17 protein-coding genes are annotated in these 18,168 nt (G+C 68.6%); 11 read left to right on the forward strand and 6 right to left on the reverse strand.

Translation table 11 applies throughout. The annotated features are described in order from the left end of the window. The first annotated feature begins 717 nt into the window (after positions 1–717). From ABZ898_RS13375 to ABZ898_RS13385, 3 genes are all read left to right on the forward strand, one after another. Entirely contained in the window at positions 718–1,311 is a 594-nt protein-coding gene (locus tag ABZ898_RS13375) for a hypothetical protein (RefSeq protein ID WP_361656853.1), read from the forward strand. 89 nt (positions 1,312–1,400) lie between these two features. After that, entirely contained in the window at positions 1,401–1,586 is a 186-nt protein-coding gene (locus ABZ898_RS13380) for a hypothetical protein (RefSeq protein ID WP_361656855.1), read from the forward strand. A gap of 327 nt (positions 1,587–1,913) precedes the next feature. Further along, on the forward strand, positions 1,914–2,756 hold the full coding sequence (locus ABZ898_RS13385; RefSeq protein WP_361656858.1) for a PE-PGRS family protein: 843 nt from the start codon (positions 1,914–1,916) through the stop codon (positions 2,754–2,756). Here the strand turns inward: ABZ898_RS13385 and ABZ898_RS13390 are convergent. Continuing rightward, the gene (locus ABZ898_RS13390) at positions 2,686–4,371 is read right to left on the reverse strand and encodes a PE-PGRS family protein (protein ID WP_361656860.1); all 1,686 of its coding nucleotides are present in this window, start codon (positions 4,369–4,371) and stop codon (positions 2,686–2,688) included. The genes ABZ898_RS13385 and ABZ898_RS13390 overlap by 71 nt on opposite strands. A 187-nt stretch (positions 4,372–4,558) precedes the next feature. On the opposite strand from ABZ898_RS13390, the gene ABZ898_RS13395 reads away from it, so the two are divergent. Next, the gene (locus tag ABZ898_RS13395; RefSeq protein ID WP_130337633.1) at positions 4,559–5,218 is read left to right on the forward strand and encodes an HAD family hydrolase; all 660 of its coding nucleotides are present in this window, start codon (positions 4,559–4,561) and stop codon (positions 5,216–5,218) included. Here ABZ898_RS13395 and ABZ898_RS13400 read toward each other — a convergent pair. After that, positions 5,199–6,473, reverse strand: coding sequence for a transcriptional regulator (locus tag ABZ898_RS13400; protein ID WP_361656863.1), 1,275 nt, complete (start codon positions 6,471–6,473; stop codon positions 5,199–5,201). The two genes, ABZ898_RS13395 and ABZ898_RS13400, sit on opposite strands and share 20 nt — an antisense overlap. Positions 6,474–6,690: 217 nt before the next feature. Between ABZ898_RS13400 and ABZ898_RS13405 the strand changes: the two genes are divergently transcribed. The 7 genes from ABZ898_RS13405 to ABZ898_RS13435 all read left to right on the forward strand — a co-directional run bounded on the left by ABZ898_RS13405 (position 6,691) and on the right by ABZ898_RS13435 (position 13,439). Next, positions 6,691–7,941: a methionine adenosyltransferase gene (locus ABZ898_RS13405; RefSeq protein ID WP_361656866.1), complete on the forward strand. Its 1,251-nt coding sequence runs from the start codon at positions 6,691–6,693 to the stop codon at positions 7,939–7,941. Beyond that, the gene (locus ABZ898_RS13410) at positions 7,941–8,879 is read left to right on the forward strand and encodes an aminoglycoside phosphotransferase family protein (RefSeq protein WP_361656869.1); all 939 of its coding nucleotides are present in this window, start codon (positions 7,941–7,943) and stop codon (positions 8,877–8,879) included. Before ABZ898_RS13405 ends, ABZ898_RS13410 begins: the two co-directional genes overlap by 1 nt. Further along, entirely contained in the window at positions 8,876–9,592 is a 717-nt protein-coding gene (locus ABZ898_RS13415) for a histidine phosphatase family protein (protein ID WP_361656872.1), read from the forward strand. Before ABZ898_RS13410 ends, ABZ898_RS13415 begins: the two co-directional genes overlap by 4 nt. Next, positions 9,585–10,877, forward strand: a complete 1,293-nt coding sequence (gene serS / locus ABZ898_RS13420; protein WP_361656875.1) for a serine--tRNA ligase — start codon at positions 9,585–9,587, stop codon at positions 10,875–10,877. Before ABZ898_RS13415 ends, serS begins: the two co-directional genes overlap by 8 nt. Position 10,878: 1 nt before the next feature. Continuing rightward, entirely contained in the window at positions 10,879–11,901 is a 1,023-nt protein-coding gene (locus ABZ898_RS13425) for a glycosyltransferase (protein ID WP_361656877.1), read from the forward strand. 188 nt (positions 11,902–12,089) lie between these two features. Next, a complete protein-coding gene (locus tag ABZ898_RS13430) occupies positions 12,090–12,935 on the forward strand; it encodes a hypothetical protein (RefSeq protein ID WP_361656880.1) in 846 nt (281 codons plus the stop codon). Then, the gene (locus ABZ898_RS13435; RefSeq protein ID WP_361656883.1) at positions 12,936–13,439 is read left to right on the forward strand and encodes a DUF296 domain-containing protein; all 504 of its coding nucleotides are present in this window, start codon (positions 12,936–12,938) and stop codon (positions 13,437–13,439) included. On the opposite strand, the gene ABZ898_RS13440 is transcribed toward ABZ898_RS13435, so the two are convergent. From ABZ898_RS13440 to ABZ898_RS13455, 4 genes are all read right to left on the reverse strand, one after another. Beyond that, on the reverse strand, positions 13,426–14,049 hold the full coding sequence (locus tag ABZ898_RS13440; RefSeq protein ID WP_361656886.1) for an amino acid transporter: 624 nt from the start codon (positions 14,047–14,049) through the stop codon (positions 13,426–13,428). The two genes, ABZ898_RS13435 and ABZ898_RS13440, sit on opposite strands and share 14 nt — an antisense overlap. Positions 14,050–14,210: 161 nt before the next feature. Continuing rightward, entirely contained in the window at positions 14,211–15,923 is a 1,713-nt protein-coding gene (locus ABZ898_RS13445; RefSeq protein ID WP_361656888.1) for a relaxase/mobilization nuclease domain-containing protein, read from the reverse strand. Continuing rightward, positions 15,920–16,480, reverse strand: a complete 561-nt coding sequence (mobC, locus tag ABZ898_RS13450; protein WP_361656891.1) for a plasmid mobilization relaxosome protein MobC — start codon at positions 16,478–16,480, stop codon at positions 15,920–15,922. The genes ABZ898_RS13445 and mobC overlap by 4 nt, the downstream gene beginning before the upstream one ends. Positions 16,481–16,698: 218 nt before the next feature. Beyond that, positions 16,699–17,835, reverse strand: a complete 1,137-nt coding sequence (locus ABZ898_RS13455) for a hypothetical protein (RefSeq protein ID WP_361656893.1) — start codon at positions 17,833–17,835, stop codon at positions 16,699–16,701. Positions 17,836–18,168: the final 333 nt, after the last annotated feature.

Here is an 18,168-nt window from a genome sequence, read left to right on the forward strand (position 1 = left end):
AAGCTCCCTTACCAGGATTGATCAACCAGCTGCGCTCAGGACGCGAATGGTCGATCAGGGATTCAGGTTGAGGGTGCGCTCTGGATGCCGTCCGGTACCGACGAAGCAGCGGACTGGGACGGACAACGTCGAAGGGCCCCACTGCGAACAGTGGGGCCCTTCGACTTAGTGCCCGGTGAGGCACTTGGCGGAGGATACGAGATTCGAACTCGTGAGGGGTTGCCCCCAACACGCTTTCCAAATGTTCGTATGGGGGTCCGGTGAGGGTCGTACACGTCCTGACCTGCGACGGAGAGTTCGGGGTGGCTCCGTCCGGACGGGCCCGGACGGGGGCGAATGAGACCAGGACTGAGACCAGGGAGCGCGGCCCTGTCAGGGCGTATCGAGCTGCATGAGGCAGTCGTTTGAGTCCACCGCCATACCCGTCGGGGTAGTGGCGGTGGCGCGGTAGCCGTCGAGAACCGAGGCAGGTGCACGGGCCGTGGACCGGGGTCGGGACCCCGGCCGGCGATACCGACGAGCGGATAGCTGGTGCGAGTGCCCCAGTTTCCTTATCGGATCCGCCCTGCGCGGTCCCGACCGAATCGGGTCGAGCTCGCGTCGTTCGGCGCCCGGCTGGCTCGGGCGCCGAACTGTGCCGGAAAATGCGCCGAACCTCGCCGTAGTGCGCCGAATCTGGTTTACTTGCAGTGCAGCGGCTGAAGGAGGTGTGGCTGCATGACGGAATCTGAGCTGCCCGACTGGACTAACGAGAAGATGGGGACCAAGGTCCGGGCTGCCCTGTGGCTCGCGTCCGAGGTAGGTGAAGGGAACGTCTACACCAAGGATCAGTTGAGGGCGGCTTTCCCGGAAGCCGTCCAGGTTGACCGGCGAGTGCGGGAGCTGCGGGATTACGGTTGGGTGATTGCGACCAACCGCGACGATGTAAGCCTGGCGCCGCACGAGGCCCGGTTTGTGCAGGCCGGCGAACGCATCTGGGAACCGGGTGTGCGCCGCCGCGTGGCCAGTCGGTATGAGCGACCTCGAGAGCTGGCCATGCGTTCGGCGGAGCCTGAGGCGGCCGTGTACCGGGTGCGGCACCCTCAGGATCCGGAGGCGGTCGCGGAGCGACTAAAGGATCTCTCCCGGGACGAGCGGTCACTCATGCTGGCCTGGATCGCCATGGGCCACCGGCCCAGCTCTCCGGTCGAACTCGCGTGGCGCGCCTACCGCAGCTTGCCCGACGAGCAGCGTCAAAAAGTGGCTGCGGAGCTCGGCGAATTGGTCAGCTCCGAGTTGTACGACGAGCTGCCCGCGCCGGAAGACTCCTGACCCACATGCTTCCGCCGGATCCCGTGTCACCTTCCACAGATCTCCGGGGTCCGGCGGATGGTCCAACCCATCTGACGAGGAGAAGAACCATGTCCAGTATGCGCGTCCTCCTGGCGGGAAGCGAGCGCCCGCCCAGGTACGAGTTGTTCGTGGCCGCGGTCGCGGTCGGATACACGGCGGGCTACACCGTCGGCGTCGGCAACGAGGCACAGCAGGTGCTCGGCTTCGTGACGGTCACGGCGATCGGGTGGCTCTGGGACAGGTGGCGCCGCTGATCGCCGTTGGCGACTAGTGATCCATCGATCCGTTCTGCTGGCCGGTCCTATGGAAATCTCCTGGGCCGGCCAGCGGACTGTCATGCAGCGCGCAGTCCGTGGGGTTTGAGAGGCTACGGTGAGCCCAGCCTCGCCAGCCGGGCTGTCGGACTCTGGCGCCGGCCGGCCCGGGGGCGTCGTGCCACCGGATTCGCTCTGCTGCTGGTGCTGTGCCGGAACCGTGCCAGGGCTGCAAGCGCGCGCCCGCGTTCCTTTCTCCGGAGCACCCCGGAGGGTCTTTTCGTAATCGTCGGGCGACGGGATCAACAGACCTGGCTCAATGGACGCATGGAGATGGGTGAGCACTGGGCGTACCGAGCCAGGCCGAAGGAGCTGGGCAGCGCGGTTCGCCGGATTGAGGTCGTACGGGTCGGCGGGCGCGGCAGGACTGGTTGGTTCCACGTACGGTTCCTCGAAGGCGACGACGCCGGGCTGCAGGAGTGGGTCAACCCCGCTTGCCTCGTGGCGCGGTGGGAGGACGTTGAGGCGTTCCGTGCGGACGATGCGAGCGAACACGCGTTGGCCGAGGCATCTCGGCACGTTCGGGGTAGCGCCGACTTCGAGGCTGCGCGAATGGTCCTCGGGTTCGTCCGTCCGAAGAACAAGCTGCGTCTGCGGCGCAGCGTCGCGGACGCCGGGATCCTGGAGATGGGCCGTCTCGACGACAGCTCCCCTCTTGTCGGGATGGAGCCCGCAGAGCTGCGAGGCGATCCGATGGTCTACGAGAACCGCGATGGCCTGTGTCTGGCCGGGTGGCCGGTCACCGAGCGCATCGCGCGGCACGTGGCTGGTGGCCTCGCCGACGACATCCTTCCGGAGGTGGACCGCAGGCAGCAGGCCATCGATCAGGAGCGCACCCAGTCCTCCTGGTACTCCTACAGCCGCAGGGACGACCGAAAGCTGGACGAGGAAGCGGCCGTCCTACGGACCGTTCGGGAGTGGTGCGGCCTGGACAAGGCCGAGCGCTACGACGAGCTGGTCGCCCTGCGGGACGAGGTCGTCCGGCTCGGGAAACTTGTGGAGAGGTCGGTGAAGGCCCTACGTGACCGCGGGCACGGCGTCATCGCCTCCACCATTGAGCGCGACCTCGGGGTCCATATCTCCAGCCTTGGTCCTGACGTTCGTCGGTGAAGCTGCGCCACCGCACCGGCTCCGGCTTTGGTGTTTCGGCCTCCGCCTTGGGTTCTACCTTCTTCTGCGGCTTCTCCTTCTCCGGCCGCTGCGGATGCCATCCATCGAGGAAGGGCCGTAGCTGTTCGCCCGTGGGCTCCGCGTGGAGGCTGTGGGCGGTCAGGCCCCTGCCCGCCACGGTCGGGTCGAGCCGGTCGGCCTCCGCCTTCCCCCACGCTGACCACTCGCGCAGCCGCCCGGCTTCGTCAGCGTCGTTCGAGGCGGAGGCGCTCTCATCGAGCGCGACGCAGAAGGCTCGCATCTCCCCTGCGGTTCGCCACTGCGCCAGGGCAGTGGCGAACCGATCGACTCGCGTGGCGTCCACTGCCTTGATCGTCGCGACGCTGACCGCCGCTTCCCATTCCCGCTGCGTACGCTCCTTTTCCTCGGCATCCCGCCGGCGGCGCTCTTCCTGCTCGTTCGCCTCTCGCTGGCGGCGCTCCTCCTCCTGCCGCTCCCGCTCCTCACGCTGACGCTGCTGTTCCGCCTCCCGCGCCAGCCGAGCCTGTTCCTCAGCCTCCGCGTTCGCCTTCAGCGCTCGGAAGACAGTGCCGATCTGGTCCTCCAACGGCTTCTTGGCGGTGTCGGCCCACTCCTTGTTCCAGCGGTACCGGTAGCTCGATTGCTGGGCTACTTGCAGTTCCAGTTCGCCGGACGGCTCGAACCGGTGGGCGGGGGTGACCCGCTGCCAGTCGTACGTCCGCCGTCCCGGCCGCGTGGGCACGTAACGGACCTGCTTCTGCCGCTCTTTGAAGCTGATCTCGTACGTCCTGCCGTGGACTGTGAGCAGCGGTCTCGGCTGCCTGCGTTTCTTCGACACCGCGATATCACCGTGCCGCGCGAGGGCCTGTTCAGCGAGGAGCCGAAGGAGGGAAAGCACCCGTGGGAGTACCTCGTCCGAGATCTCGAAGGCGCTGTGGTCCGCGGTGACCGCCGCGATCACGTCCTCGACATCGGTGACCACTCGGCTGCGTGCCAGGCGGATTCGGTTCCACTCAGTGTCGTCTTCGCCCGTCACCCGGAGCAGACCGAGGAAGAAGTCCCCCTTCGCCCGGCCGCTGTACTTCAGGTGATAGCCCTCCGGGGCACACTGCCGGGCGGCGTCGAACGCCCGGCGATAGCGGCCCCTCTCCTCGGCGCTCGGGTCCGGGATCCGAAGGAACCGACCGGCCTTCTGCACCTCCGCGATCAAGGCCGCGCCGATTTCTGCGGGCGACTGCCGTGGCGGTTTCGTGGGACGCACTGGCTGCGGCTTCGCCTCGGGTGGGTGTGTCGTCCCCCGGCGGGGAGGTTTCGCAGCCGCCGGCTTCGGCTCGTCGCCTACCTGACGTTGCTTGCGCGGGGTCGGTTCAGGCCGGTCCGGGTGGTGGCCGTGTTCCAGGTAGAAGCGACCGTCATCGGTGATCTCCGCCTGCCACTTCCCACCACGCCTGGGCATCGTGATGAGGCCCCGGCCCTTCAGGGCACGGGCGGTGTGGGCAAGTTCCGGGCTCGCCGAGGTAACAGGATCCGTTCCCTCTCCGATGCGGGTGAGCAAGGTCAGCTGGCGATCGTTGAGCGGCGACCATCGATGCATGGTGACTGTCGTACCGGGCTCGCCAAGCCGCACACAAGCGGAGGGGTGAGGTTCCCGCTTCCGCTTGCCGCAGGGGCGGCGAAGCCACCAGTTGTCTCGCATGATCAGGTCAGAGACGGGGTGGGTATTCAGCCGCGGTCTGAAGGGGCTGCCCTCTCCCCACGCCGCACCCTTTAACCTGCGGAGCATGATTCGTGCGGTGGTGTTCGACGTGGGTGAGTGTCTTGTCGACGAGACCCGGGAGTACGGGACCTGGGCGGACTGGCTGGGGGTGCCGCGTCATACCTTCGCGGCGATGTTCGGGGCGGTCATCGCGCAGGGGCGTGACTATCGCGAGACGTTTCAGGAGTTCCGGCCGGGGTTCGATCTGACCGAGGAGCGCGAGAAGCGCGCGGCGGCCGGGAAGCCGGAGTGGTTCGGCGAGGATGACCTCTACTCCGACGTGCGCCCCACGCTGGCCACGCTGCGGGAGGCCGGCCTGTGGGTGGGCATCGCGGGAAACCAGACCGTGCGGGCCGGTGGCCTACTGCGCGGGCTGGACCTTCCGTCCGACCTGATCGCTACCAGTGATGACTGGGGGGCGTCGAAGCCGGACGTGAAGTTCTTCGACCACGTCATCGAGGCGGCGCCTGCCGAGGCGGGCGAGATCCTGTACGTCGGCGACCGGCTCGACAACGACATTCGCCCGGCCGTGCGTGCGGGGCTTCTGACAGCTCTGATTCGGCGTGGGCCATGGGGCACGATTCAGCAGCGTGACCCGGATGCGGACTCGATCACCACGATGCGCATCGACTCGCTCGCGGAGCTGCCTGAGAAGATCGCCAAGTTCAACGCTGGAGAGCGCTGACGGTCGTACCCCAGTCGTAGAGACGATCGTCGAGGTCTCGGACGCACTGCTCGTTCTGCCATGGGGCGAGCGTGCGTCGGACTTCGCGGATCCGCTCCATGCCCGTCGCGTACCAGGTGATGGCGAGCTGGTCGAGGGCTTGGACGGCGTACTGGCATGCCGCCTCCGGGTGGTTGTCCGCGGCCTCGACCGCGGCGAGATCACCGAGGATGACCGTGCGCTGCTTGTCCGACTCGGGTGGCAGGTCGTCGAGAACCTCCTGAAGGGTCTGGCGGGCCTGCGGCAGGTGGCCGGCCTTCAGCTGCGTGTTCCCCTTGAACGCGGACAGGCGCACCCGGCTGAACCAGTCCAGCCAGTCAGGAGTGGGGTGCTCCGAACCCGAGGAAAGGACGTCCTCGGCGTGATGGATCAGGCGGAGCGCCGCACGAGGGTCGCCGCATCGGGTCTCGCATTCCGCCTCCACCGCGTCCAGCCATGCCCAGAGCTCCGCGGAGGCGTCTCCACGTCGAGCGTAGGTGCGGGCCGCCACCATGCGCTCGATCGCCGTTTCGCGGTCATTGGCCCAGCCGGGGGCGAAGGCCATGTGCGCGAGGATGGCCGATCCGAGAAGAGGATCGTCCGCTTCACCCGCCGCCTGCAGGGCACGCAAGAGGGTTTCCGAGGATTGCTCGGACTGGCGTAGGTCGAAGAACTCGATGCGGCCGGCCAGAAGATAGGACTCGGCGAGTGCGCCGGCGAGGGTCTGACGAGCAGGGTTCGGCGTCTCGGGCAGGAGAGCGCATCCCAGACGGGCGTGCTCCAAAATTGCGGGGTGAAGTACGGCCGGGGCCACGGACCAGTAGAGGTGCCGATGGGAACGGGTGACGGCCTCGAAGTCCCTGCCCACCGTGACCGGCTGCCTTGTGATGCCCGTCTGCGCGGGGACGCTGGCTAGCCGTGCACCCGTCAGGGGGGTACGAGGGGTGCTGCGGACCGTCGAGCCGGCAGGGCGGCTCTCGGTTCCCCAGGGCGGGGTGAATCCCAAGTCCTCCATGCTCTGACCCAGGAGGTGGGTCAGGACTCGGTGGACGTCAGGCTGTGGCCAGGGCGGTGTGGCGGACTCCCAACGCCGGATCTGGCGGACGCCGACAGCGAGCCCCCTGATGCCCAACTTGGGTGCTGCCTTGGTGATGGCGTCGGCCAGGGCCTGTTGCGAGTTGTATCCGGCAGCCAGGCGAGCGGACTTGAGTCGGGTGTTGCCTGCGGGACGGGACATGAATCTCCTCCGGGACGAACTCTCGTCTGAGAGTGACACGTGGTGTCCCCATCGCGGCGCAAAATCATCCACGAGAAGTCAACAACGCCCTTTGGAAGTCCTTTTGATGTCCTGTCAGAGCCCTCGAATGGGACTCGTAGGGCCCGGATAGTTGCCATCTCCGCAAGTCTCAGTAGCGCTCGTCCCTGTCCTGTCCCCCGGTGAACGGGAGTTCGTGATGCCTCGTACGAGCACGACCATCAACCACAGCCACCTCGTCATCGACACCGGCTCGGCCACGCCGGACGCGACGACCATCGTGGAGCGCAAGGGCCTCGGCCACCCGGACACCCTGGCCGATCACCTCGCCGAGCGGCTGTCCCGCGCGTACAGCCACTACACCGTCCAGCATTTCGGCGCCGTGCTGCACCACAACTTCGACAAGCTCGCCCTCCTCGGCGGAGCCAGCGAGGTCCGATACGGAGCCGGCCGGATCACGGCCCCGGTCCGCGTCCTGGTCAACGGGCGGGCCGCGCCCATGTGCGGGGGCGAGAAGATCCCCGTCGAGGAGATCGTCGAGGCCGAGGTCCGCGCATTCTTCGCCGAGAGGCTTCGCGAGGTCTCGGACCATCTCGACATCACGTTCAACATCACCAGCAATTCCAGCCCCGGCGCCGTCCTCACCGGCGACGAGGTCCCGGACCGCACCCGCTGGTTCAACCCCCGCTCCATTGACGACCTGCGCGAGCGGCGGGTCCGGCTGTCGAACGACACCTCGCTCGGGACCGGATGGGCTCCAGAGAACACCTTCGAGTCGTTCGTCCGCGAACTGGTGAACCACTTCTCCGGTGAGAGCGAGTTCACGCTCTCCCACGCCTGGTGCGGCTCGGACGTCAAGCTCATGGGCTACTGGGACGGTGACCAGGCCGATGTCGTCCTGTGCGTGCCGCAGAAGTCGTGCCACGTCGGCAGCCGCGCCGAGTACGTCCGGAACGCCGAGAGCGTCCTCGCCGAGTGTTACCGGCTCGCCGGCCTCAGGCTTCCCGGCGCCGACGCCCGCTTCCGGCTCAACGCCCGCGACGTCCCGGAGAAGGACGAGCTGTACCTCACGTACACCGGCAGCTCGATCGAGTCCGGAGACGAGGGCGTCGTCGGTCGCGGCAACCGCGTCAACGGGCTCATCACGCCCCTGCGGCCGATGAACCTGGAGGGCGCCAATGGCAAGAACCCCGTCTACCACGTCGGCAAGCTCTACAACATCGCCGCCCAGCGCCTGGCCCAGCGGCTGCACGAGGCCACTGACGGCCACGCCGAGGTCCACCTGGTCAGTACCACCGGCAAGCGTCTCGACCAGCCATGGCGCATCCTGATCCGGCTCTCCTCTCCGGACGTCGAGACCGACAAGGTCCAGGCCCTCGTCGCTGAGACCCTGGAGGGATTCCCCGCCCTCACGGACGAGTTGGTCTCCGACGGGATCGTGCTGAGCTGATGGCCGGGCGCACGCTCGGAGATGTGCCGTCGGGGTGTCGGGAGCGGTTGCTCGCGCACTACGGCCCTTCGGTCGAGGAGTGGCTGGACACTGCCCCAGGCCGCCTGGCCGAGGCGGCCAGGCGGTGGAACCTTTCGCTGAGGAGCTACCACGACGCGGGACACGCTTCGGCGGTCGCGCTCGCCGTGGCCCCTGATCGGAGCCGCTTGGTGCTGAAGGCGTGGGTGGAGCCCACCCGCTACCGCCACGAGACGGCCGCCTTGCGGGTGTGGGCCGACGGCCCGACCGCGAACGTTGTCCACGCCGGGGATGACCTGTCGGTGGCTGCCCTTGAGCTTGTCGGCGGGCAGCCCGGGGGCGATGTCCGTCCCGTACGCGAGACGCAGGCGGTGGCCGCCGCGATCCACAGGCTTCACACGCTCGGGCGGCGTACGCCCGGACCGGGCGTGCCCAGCCTGGATGACTTCCTTCACGAGGTCGTCCTACCGCGCGTCCACCGACGGATGCGCGTCCTCGACCTCGGCTCCCACGGAGGAATCGCGAGGCAGGTATGCCACGAGCTCGCCGGCCTGCGCGAAGTCCCCATCCGGACGACGGTCCTGCATGCCGACCTGTACACGGAGAACGTGATCTTTGACGTGGATCAGCGCCCTCATTTGATCGATCCCCACCCTGTGGAGGGTGACGCGGTCTTCGACTGGGCCTTCTGGAGCGTCTACTACGACCTCGAACAAGGGATGGCCGATCGGCTCGCCACGGCCGCCCGGATCTCCCGAATCCCCGTACCGGAGATCACGCCCTGGTGCAGGGCGCTCGCGCTCGACGGGCTTCTCTACTACACGGAGATCGGCGACCCCACGAGGCCGAAGATCGCGGCGGTGTTGTCCTCTCTGATGGCAGTCGGGACGGCGACGTTCGGGACGGGGCGGGACCGATGACGACGTACATCCTTCGCCACGGCCAGACGAACTACAGCAAGCGCTACCTCGTCAACGGCGACCCGGAGAAGGGCATCCACCTCGCCGAGGAAGGCCGGCAGTCCCTGAGTCACGCCTGGACCACGCTCCCCCTGCACTCCGTGGCCACCTGGCTGACCAGTGAATTCCCCCAGGCCCTGCAGACCACCTCGCTGTTGATGGGCGTTCCGTCCGCCGGGCTCGTCGTCGACGCGCGGCTCAACGAACTCGACTACGGGCAATTCGAGGGCGGCCCTTTCCTCGACTATGCCGTCTGGCTCGACGCTCACGGAGCCGACGAGCGTCCGCCCGACGCGTCCGAGTCCCAGCGCGAGGGCATCCGGCGGATGCTCACCGGGTTGCTCTCCGCCTGTGAGCACCCCGGTCCCAGGGTGCTCGTCGGCCACGGCCTGATGGTCTCCGTCCTCCTCTGGTACCGCGAGCGCGCCGAGGGCGAGCCCATGCCGCTGTTCCTTCCCGAGGCCCCGTACGTCGAACCGATCGCCATTCCCGACGATGAGCTGCCCGTTCTGATCACCACCCTCCTGGATGATCTTGATTCGGGCATGTGCGAAAAGATCAGCGGCGCCGGTGGCACGGCCATATTCCGGATCAGCGAGGGGGCGGCGGTTGCTACCGTCAATTCGGTATCCCCATCCCATTCGCTGGATAAAAAGGATCTTCCTCATGCATGACGCCCGCGCCCTGATCGAAATGGGTGCCGAAGCTGTTCGTCGGCTCGCTCGTCGCGGCTACTCCCTGGACCTGCCCGAGCTGGAGTCCCTTCAGTCCCGGCGCAACCAGAACATCCGCTCTGCCGACGAGCTGCGGGCGGAGTCCAAGCGGGTGGCGAGCGAGGTCCAGCAGACCGCGAAGCAGGGCGGGGACATCGGCAAGCTGAAGGAGCGCGCCCGCGAGCTGAAGGACCAGATCCGCGACATCGAGGCTGGGCAGGAGGTGATCGAGGCCCAGCTCCGTGACCTGCTCCTGAGCATCCCGAACCTGCCGGACGACTCCGCCCCGGACGGCGACTCCGAGGAGTTCGCCATCGAGGTACGGCGCGTCGGTACGCCCCCCGCGTTCACCTTCGAGCCGAAGGACCACGTCGACCTCGGCGAGGCCACCGGCATCCTCGACTTCGGCAGGGCGACGAAGCTGTCGGGGCCACGCTTCGCGGTCTCCCGAGGCGCCGGCGCCGCCCTGGAGCGGGCGCTGGCCACGCTCTTCCTCGACATCCACACCCGCCGACATGGGTACACCGAGTACGCGGTCCCCTACCTGGTCACCCGCAAGACGATGACCGGTACCGGCCAGCTCCCGAAGTTCGAGGAGGACCTGTTCAAGACCGGCGTCGCCGACCGCGAGCTCTTCCTGATCCCGACGGCTGAGGTCCCGCTGACCAACCTCTACGCCGACGAGATCATCCCGCCGGCAGAGCTGCCGCTGGCCATGACCGCCCACACCCCGTGCTTCCGCTCCGAGGCCGGCTCCTACGGCCGGGACACCCGCGGTCTGATCCGCCAGCACCAGTTCGCCAAGGTCGAGATGGTCAAGATCGTCGACCCGGAGACGGCGGACGCCGAGCTGGAGACGATGGTCGGTCACGCCGAGGCATGCCTGAAGGAACTCGGCCTCGCCTACCGGGTCATCAAGCTGCCCGCCGGTGACACCGGCTTCTCCGCCCAGCTCACGTACGACATCGAGGTCTGGATCCCGAGCCAGAACACGTACCGGGAGATCTCCTCGGTCTCCAACTTCGGCACCTTCCAGGCCCGCCGCGCCAACATCCGGACCCGAGGCGAGGACGGCAAGCCCAAGCTCGTCGCCACCCTCAACGGCTCCGGCCTGCCCGTCGGACGCACGCTGGCCGCGCTCCTCGAACAGTGCCAGCAGGAGGACGGCTCGCTCGTCCTGCCCGAATCCCTCTTCCCGTACCTCGGCTTCCGCCGGATCAAGGCGGACGGAACACCGGAGGCATAGCGTGCTCGTCGGCGTCTGCGATTTCCCTGGTAGCTACGCCTTTCCGCCCGCCGGCTACGGCGGGATCGAACGATGGCTGTGGGCGGTCGCCGTAGGCGCCCGGGCCGCAGGCGCCGACGTACACCTCCTCGGGCCGGGCTGGCTCACGGACCTGGAGAACGACTGGGTCCGCAAGCCGGTCCGCCTGGAGGACATCACCCCCGGATCGCTCGCCGAGCGCGACGTCCGCGACACCAAGTACGACCTCCTGATCGTCGGGCACGAGTACCCCTCGCTGCCCGCCTGGACCCGCACCTGGAACGCGCTGGACTGCGACGTCGCCACCTTCCAGCACTCCCCGGCCTTCCAGCACACCCCCACCACCTTCGACGGCAGACACTCCCGGCTGTACTGCTACTCGCCCGAGATGATCGAGCGGTACGCGGACCACCGGCCGATCCCCGAGCTGGCCGTACACCTCGGCCTCGATGAGGAGGAACCGCCGGCGGCCGCCGGACGTGACCTCGTCTGGCTCGGCCGGATCGACGAGGACAAGGCGCCACACATCGCCGCCCGCGCAGCGCAGATCCTCGGTCGGCGTATCCAGATCGTCGGCCCCGTCTTCGACGAGACGTACGTCCGTCGCCACGAGCGCCTCCTCACCGCCAACCACGTGAAGTGGGCCGGCGAGCTCGGCGGCCCCGCCAAGACCGCCGCCATCGCCGAGGCGTCTGTCTTCGTCTACACGTACGCACGGACGTACGTGGAAGCCGGCGCCGCCGTCTTCGGCGAAGCCCTCCGCGCCGGCACTCCCATGGCCGCGCTCACCTGGCGTACGGGCACCTGTGCCGAGGCGGCCCTCTGCGAGCAGACGGGCGCCATCACCGTGGCCGACCCGGACGAGGACGACGAGACCGCGGCCCAGCGGCTCGCACTCGCCATCGAGCAGGCGGAGAACCTCGACCACCGGCAGGTCCAGGAGATCGGCCAACACCGCTTCGACCCCGCCCGGCACTTCCTGGCGATGGCGTCGCGGTCGTGCTGACCGGCACAGCTCGTACGACCGGAGACGCGCTGGCCTCGCGGATACCCTCCGTACTCCGTGAGGCGTTATCCCACCCTCAGTGGGAGTTCACCATCGACGGCCCCCACGTCGCCATCCGGCATGAGCGGCGAGACACCCCCTACCGCCCGCCGCGCCGGCCACCCTCGTGGAGGGAGTTCCTCCGCAGCGTGGAGACCGCCTTCGCCCACGTCGGCGCTGCACGCGATGACTGTCTCCCGCTCCGCTGGGGGCGCGACACGGAGCTGACCATCTCGGCGATCCAGGCCCTCGACCCGCTCCTCAAGGACGGAAGACCCCAGACGTACCGAAGGGGCTTCCTTCCCCAGCCCGTCGTCCGCTTCACCGGTGAACGCGATACCTCCGGTGACCTCTGCGACGGCTTCCTGACTTCCTTTGTCAACATCTCCCGCGTCCAACCGGTCGGAGGGCTCGACGAGTACGGCGCGATTCTCGACGGCTGGTTCTCCGTCCTCTCCCAACTCGGCTTCCACGCCCGCCACCTGAGCATCCACGGGACCTTGACACCCTGGCGCCGGCGCGAGGTCGCGGGCATCACACTGCACTTCCGCCACCTCGGGCTCGATCTCGGCGACATCGTCCTGCTGTGGAATGCCAATGACCCGACCCACATGGCCGTCGATCTGGGAACCGGACTGGAACGTCTCGCCTGGGCACGCACCCAGCAGCGCTGGCGCGATCTGGTCTACGGAGACTTCGCCGGTGCGGCACCGCCCACCACGCTGGACTCCATCCGCACGGCCACGCTCCTCCTGGGCAGCGGGATCACCCCCGCACCGCGCGGGGCCGGGAGTGTTACCCGGAGGGTCATAGGAATGATTGACCCTGAGGCGGTACGCCTCGGGGTCAGCGCGTTGGTTCGTGCGGCACACGGCTACTGGTCACTCGTCGATGACTTACGAGCTCCATGGCCGCAGGTCGCGTATGCCATCGAGGAGGAGGTACGCCGATGGGGGAGAGCGACCAGCGGCTCACTGTCGCCGCCACCGTGGTGAATGGAGGACGCGCACTCATGGCCCTCTCGTCAGGACACACCCCAACATGCGTGCTCACGAGCTGACGTCGGTCGTACCTTCGGGGTCACTTTCGACCACGGGGAGGACTTCTTCGAGGCGCTGGCCATCTTCTGCCGGGACAACGGCGTATGCCAGGGCTACGTCCCCTTGTTCATCGGCGCCTTCGTAGAGGACGAGATCGTGGGCGCCTGTGAGAAGCTCGCGGACCTGGACGCACCGGTCTGGGCGAAGACGTCCGTCACCAACGTCGAGGCGTTCGGCGCCGGAACCCTCGCCCACGACCCGGCCAACGGCGAGATACTCCCGCATATCCACGTCTCCGCTGGCCTGAAGGCCCAGTCGGCCGACGGCACGACGAGCCACCTCCTCAGCGCCAAGGTCCAGCTCCTCAGCGAACTCCTGATCGTGGAGGTCACGTCGCCCACCATGACCCGCCCCCGGAACCCCGACCTCTATGACGTCCCGCTGCTCACGTTCGGCTGACCGGCCGGAGTCGCCGGAGCCAGGGGTGGTCCGGCGCGATCGCCTTGATGGCGTTCGCCAGCCAGACGCGCTGCGCCTCTTCCAGGATCGGCAGCGCCGCCTCGAAGTCGGTCTCGTCTTTGTCCCTGGTCGCCTTCGCCTTGTAGAAGAGCTGTACCTCGGGCGCGAGATACGGGACACCCGTCTCGTTCGTCCGCCCGAGCATGTCGATCGGGCGTCGGACCTCCGGGGCGCGCCGCGAGACCCACTGGGTGCCTTCTACCTCGTCCAGCATGAGCTGCACCGACCAGGGGGTTTCCGGCGTCCGGCGGCACCAGATGTCGTGGAGCGGCGGTTGAAGGGCCTCTCCAGGAATCCACGGTCGCAGCTTCCCCTGGCCGGGCGGGTCTGCCACGTACAGGTCCCAGTCGGCCAGGAGATCACGTACGCGGGCCTGGTCGCGCCGGAGGACCATGACATCGAGATCACCGTGCGGGCGTAGTTCACGACCTACCGCCAGCTCGATCGCGTATCCACCGGCGACCCACCAAGGGAAGTCCGCCTTGGCGAAGATCGTGGCCAGTTCCTCGGGACGATCCGGCACCCAGTATCCCAACACGTCATCGCTCACCAGCCCATACTTCCAGCGACGTGACGGCGGGAGATTAAGGCAAGCGGGAGGCAACGGCCTCGATCTTCACAAACGCCCACGAGCGGCAGAGGCACCGACGGCCGCCGTTGAGCGTGTGGCCCCAGCTCCCCCTCGCTGACTCGGCGAGGGGGCCAGTCTCCTTACATCCGTGGACGGTTGATCGGATTCGCCGTTACAGGAGGCGCGGCTGGCTGTGTCGCGTGCGTCCCGAGGCCAGCTGCATGTGCCCGAGTGGTGGTGCGTAGCCGGGCGGCTTCGGCTCGGGGGTTGGGAGCAGGATTGCGGCTGGTGTGCTGAATACGGGTGATCAGTACACGGGCGGGTTGGTGGGCGGTGGTCAGTTCGCGCTGGGCGGCGGCCTCTTTGAGCAGCTGGTGGGGTTTGTGACCGCCGGCCTCGGCATCAGCCAGGACGGTGGCGAGGGTCGGCCAGGCGGGGTCGGTCAGGATGCGGTCGGCGTGGTCGGGGATGGCGGTACGGACGTCGTGGGCGACGGTCCGGCGCGCCTGGTCGCTCGGCTGACGGGCGGCGAGGCTGTCGACGACGGGCGCGAGGGCGTCATCGGCTGCGGTCTTCAGGTGGTGGAGGGTCTGGCGGGCGGCTTCGACCTGGTGGGCGTGGCCCTTCGCCTCGTGCCAGCGGGCGGCGACGGTGGTGGCCCAGACGAAGGCGGAGAGCAGGGCAGCCAGGGCGCTGCCGTCGGGGCCGGTGGCGGTGTGGGCGACGTCGCGGGCGGCTTTGCGCAGGGTGTGGGCGGCCTGGTTCTCGGCGCGGATCTGGGAGCGCTGGGCGCGGGCGAATGCCTTTGAGGCCGCTCGTAGTTCTGCCTGGAGGTAGGCCGGGGCTTTCTGGGCGGTGGCTTCGATGAGTTCACCGAGTGCGGTGATGCGGGCCTGGACGTGGGTGTCGTCGGCCATGCCGGCGGGAAGGGTGTCGAGGGCGTCGGTGGCCTGGTGCCAGGGGGTGGTGGGGCGGTTGCGGCGGGCGGTGGGGTGTTCCTCTGGCGCGGTGGTTTCGAGGCGGGCCTTGAGTTTGGGGAGGGTGAGGTCGGGCGCGATCTTTCCGCCGGGGTGGAAGATCTGTTCGCCGTCCTTGTTGAGGTCGCCGGGGCGGCCGACGGCGTAGCCGAGGAGGTCGCCGGACGGTCCGCGACGGGGTTTGACCGCGATGCCGTCGGCCTGGAGGTAGGCGAGGAGTTCTTCGGCGCTGCTGGCGTGGGGGATGGCTGCGCGTATGCGGTCCTGGAGCCATGCGCGGCTGGTCTGCTCCCAGCCGAGGCGTTCGGCCTTGTGCATCTCGGCCTGGGTGGGCCTGCGTTCGGCGGTGCGGTCGCCCTTCTTCAGCTGGCGCAGGCCGTAGTCCTTCTCGATCTGGCGGCAGGCGTCGCCGACGCGGATGCCGCTGTCGTGGAGCTTGGGGCGGCGGCCGTCTTCGCGGACGGTGGTGGCGAGGATGTGGATGTGGTCGTCTGCGTGGCGTACGGCGATCCAGCGGCAGGCCAGGTCGTCTCCGGGCGGGGCGATACCGGCGGCTTCGACGATGCGTTGGGCGATGTCGGCCCATTCGGCGTCGGAGAGGTGACGGTCCTCGGGTGCGGTGCGGACGGGGCAGTGCCAGACGTGGTCGGTGATCTTCCTTCCGAACTCGCTGTTTCGGAGATGAACGGGTTCGTCGAGGTGGTTGGCGAGCTGGGTGAGGGTGGCGTCTTGGTCGCGGCCTGGGTCGGGCATGCCGAGCATGGCGAAGGCGGCGACGATGTGCGGGTCGTTGTGCTCGTCGTGCTGGCCGGGGCCGTAGAGGTAGGCGAGCAGACCGCGGGTGTTGGACCCGGCCTGTTTGATGGCGGCGATCACGCGGCCTGGTCCTTCCTGAAGTCTGCCGGTTCGCGCAGGGCCTCGGCGATCAGCTCCAGCAGGCGGTGCAGCTCGTCGAGGCGGTGGCGGATGCCGGGCGGGGTGACATCGTTGTTGAGGGCGCGGGCGATCTGGTTGACGTTGACGCCGATGCGGTTGAGCTCACGCAGCACCTGGGCACGGAACATGTGGGTGCGGCGACGGTCCTCGGACAGCGGCAGGTTCGCGGTGAACCGACCGGATACGAAGGCGAGGACGATGTCCGCGGCGAAGCCGGATTCCCCCTTGTAGCCGTGCTCGGCGGCAGTCTCTTGGAGGTCGGCGTGCTCGTCGCCGGTGAAGCGCAGCGGGCCGACGCGTACGGTCCGCTTGGTGCCGGTGAAACGGCGGATCGTTGGCTGGATGCTCTGCACCGCTCGCTCGCTGGCCGTCGGCTCGGCGGCATGTGCGGGGTGGAGGATCTGCTGCTGGACGGCGTGAAGCTCGTCCGAGTCGGGGCCGCCCTCGGTCCCGGCCTCCTGGTCCGGCGCCCCCTGGCGCTGGGCCGTCTCCGCCACCCCTGGGGCGGAGATCCCCGAAGACCGGCCTTGAGTCGGACTCGGGGTACTACTGGCTCCGCCAGGGGCCGCCCATCCGAGCGCACGCCGCAGACGTCCCAGCAGCTTAGGCGTCTTGGCCTGAGTCAGCAGTACGTCGGGGTTGTGATCGGTGCGGTGGGGGTCGTGCGTCACGATCGAGGTCTCCGTGAGGGGCAGGAGGGTGGGCGAGGCGGTCGTCAGCCTTCGCGGACGGCGCTCAGTTCGGCCTTGACCGCGCGGACGATCTCGCCGGCGTGGTCGCTGGCGACGCTGTATCCGTTCTCGCGTACGACCTGTTCCAGGAAGTCACGGGACAGGCGGCCGTGCTCGTCATGGAGACGGTGGGCGTAGTCGCGAAGGATCTCGTCGGAGGCGCGGGGCTTGCGGCCCGAGCGCTTCGGATTCGGCGTAGAGCTTTTGGCCGGTGGGGTAGGTGAGCCGCTGCCCGAGGACGGCGGAGCTGCCTCCTGCGGGCTGGCTGTTGTTTCCGGGCGGGGGCGGGCGCCCGGGTGGGGTTCCTCGTCGCCCGGATCCGATGGGTGCGGGCGGGGTCGGTCTTCCTCCCGCCCGTCGCCTTCCGCCCGCCCGTCGGCGTTCGCCCGGGAGTGATCGCACGGTGCTGCGGGCGGGCTGGTGGGCTGCTCGGCGGGCGTCGTCCAGCGCCCGGGCATGTCGACGGTGGCCAGGGCGGCTGCTTGGCGGCGGGTGGCGAGCTGACGTAGCAGCTGCTCGTTGCGGCGCGGGTCGGCGTCGATGCCCGAGCGAGCGAGGGCTTTGGACAGGCGGCGCACAGTGCGCCTGCCTGCCCGCCCGGTGCGCTGCTCGGGTGTCATCTCGGCAAGGCGGGCGGCCAGGGCGACGGCCCGGTGCATGGCCCGGTCGTGGATGATCTGGGCGGCTTCCCGGTCCTGCTCGACGATTCCCAGACGGGCGAGCAGCCGTTCGCGGGCTTGCCGTGTGAGGACGGCGGCGAGTCCGCGGGATGCGGCTTCGGGGGCGCGCTGGCGCAGTTCGATGCCCATGGCCAGATGCCACAGCACGGCCGCCATCACCGGGCCGGTGAAGGCCCGCATGGTGCCGCCGACCGGGCCGGACTCGGCGTAGGCGGGGATGGTCTGCATGGCGGTGAGCACCCAGACCAGGACTCCGGGCAGGCCGGCCTCTTGCTTCGGCCCGTGCAGGTTTTGGCGGGCCATCAGCGCCATCGAGAACAGGGCGAGTTCGGCGGCGGCGAACATCGCGGTGCGTTCGGCGGTGTTGCGCATGTCGAGGTAGTGGGCGGCGAACCGCCAGCTGGTGTCCGCGCTGTAGGCGGTGCACACGAGCGCTGCCACGGCAGCGGTGACGACTGCGGCCGAGATGAGGGGCTTTCGATCGTGGGGGCGGTGTTGCCTACGTCGGGTGATCAGGCCCGCAAGCAGCCCGCCGGCGGCGATGGCCAAGACGGCCACGGGCAGGAGCGGACTGTTGAGGGAGGGGAGCCAAGCGGTGGCGAGCGTGCCGGTTATCGCGGGCGGCATGTATGGGGCTACTCCGAGGGAGGATGGAGAGGCGATCACGGCGTTCACGGAGGGGGCGTACACGCGGGCCCCCTTCTAAAAGGGGGCCCGCGCGTGATCGCTTGGGTGCGTGTACGGCGTGGACGCTCGTGTGATCGCTCTACCTGC

The sequence above is a fragment of the Streptomyces sp. NPDC046860 genome (assembly GCF_040645115.1).
Lineage (GTDB): Bacteria > Actinomycetota > Actinomycetes > Streptomycetales > Streptomycetaceae > Streptomyces.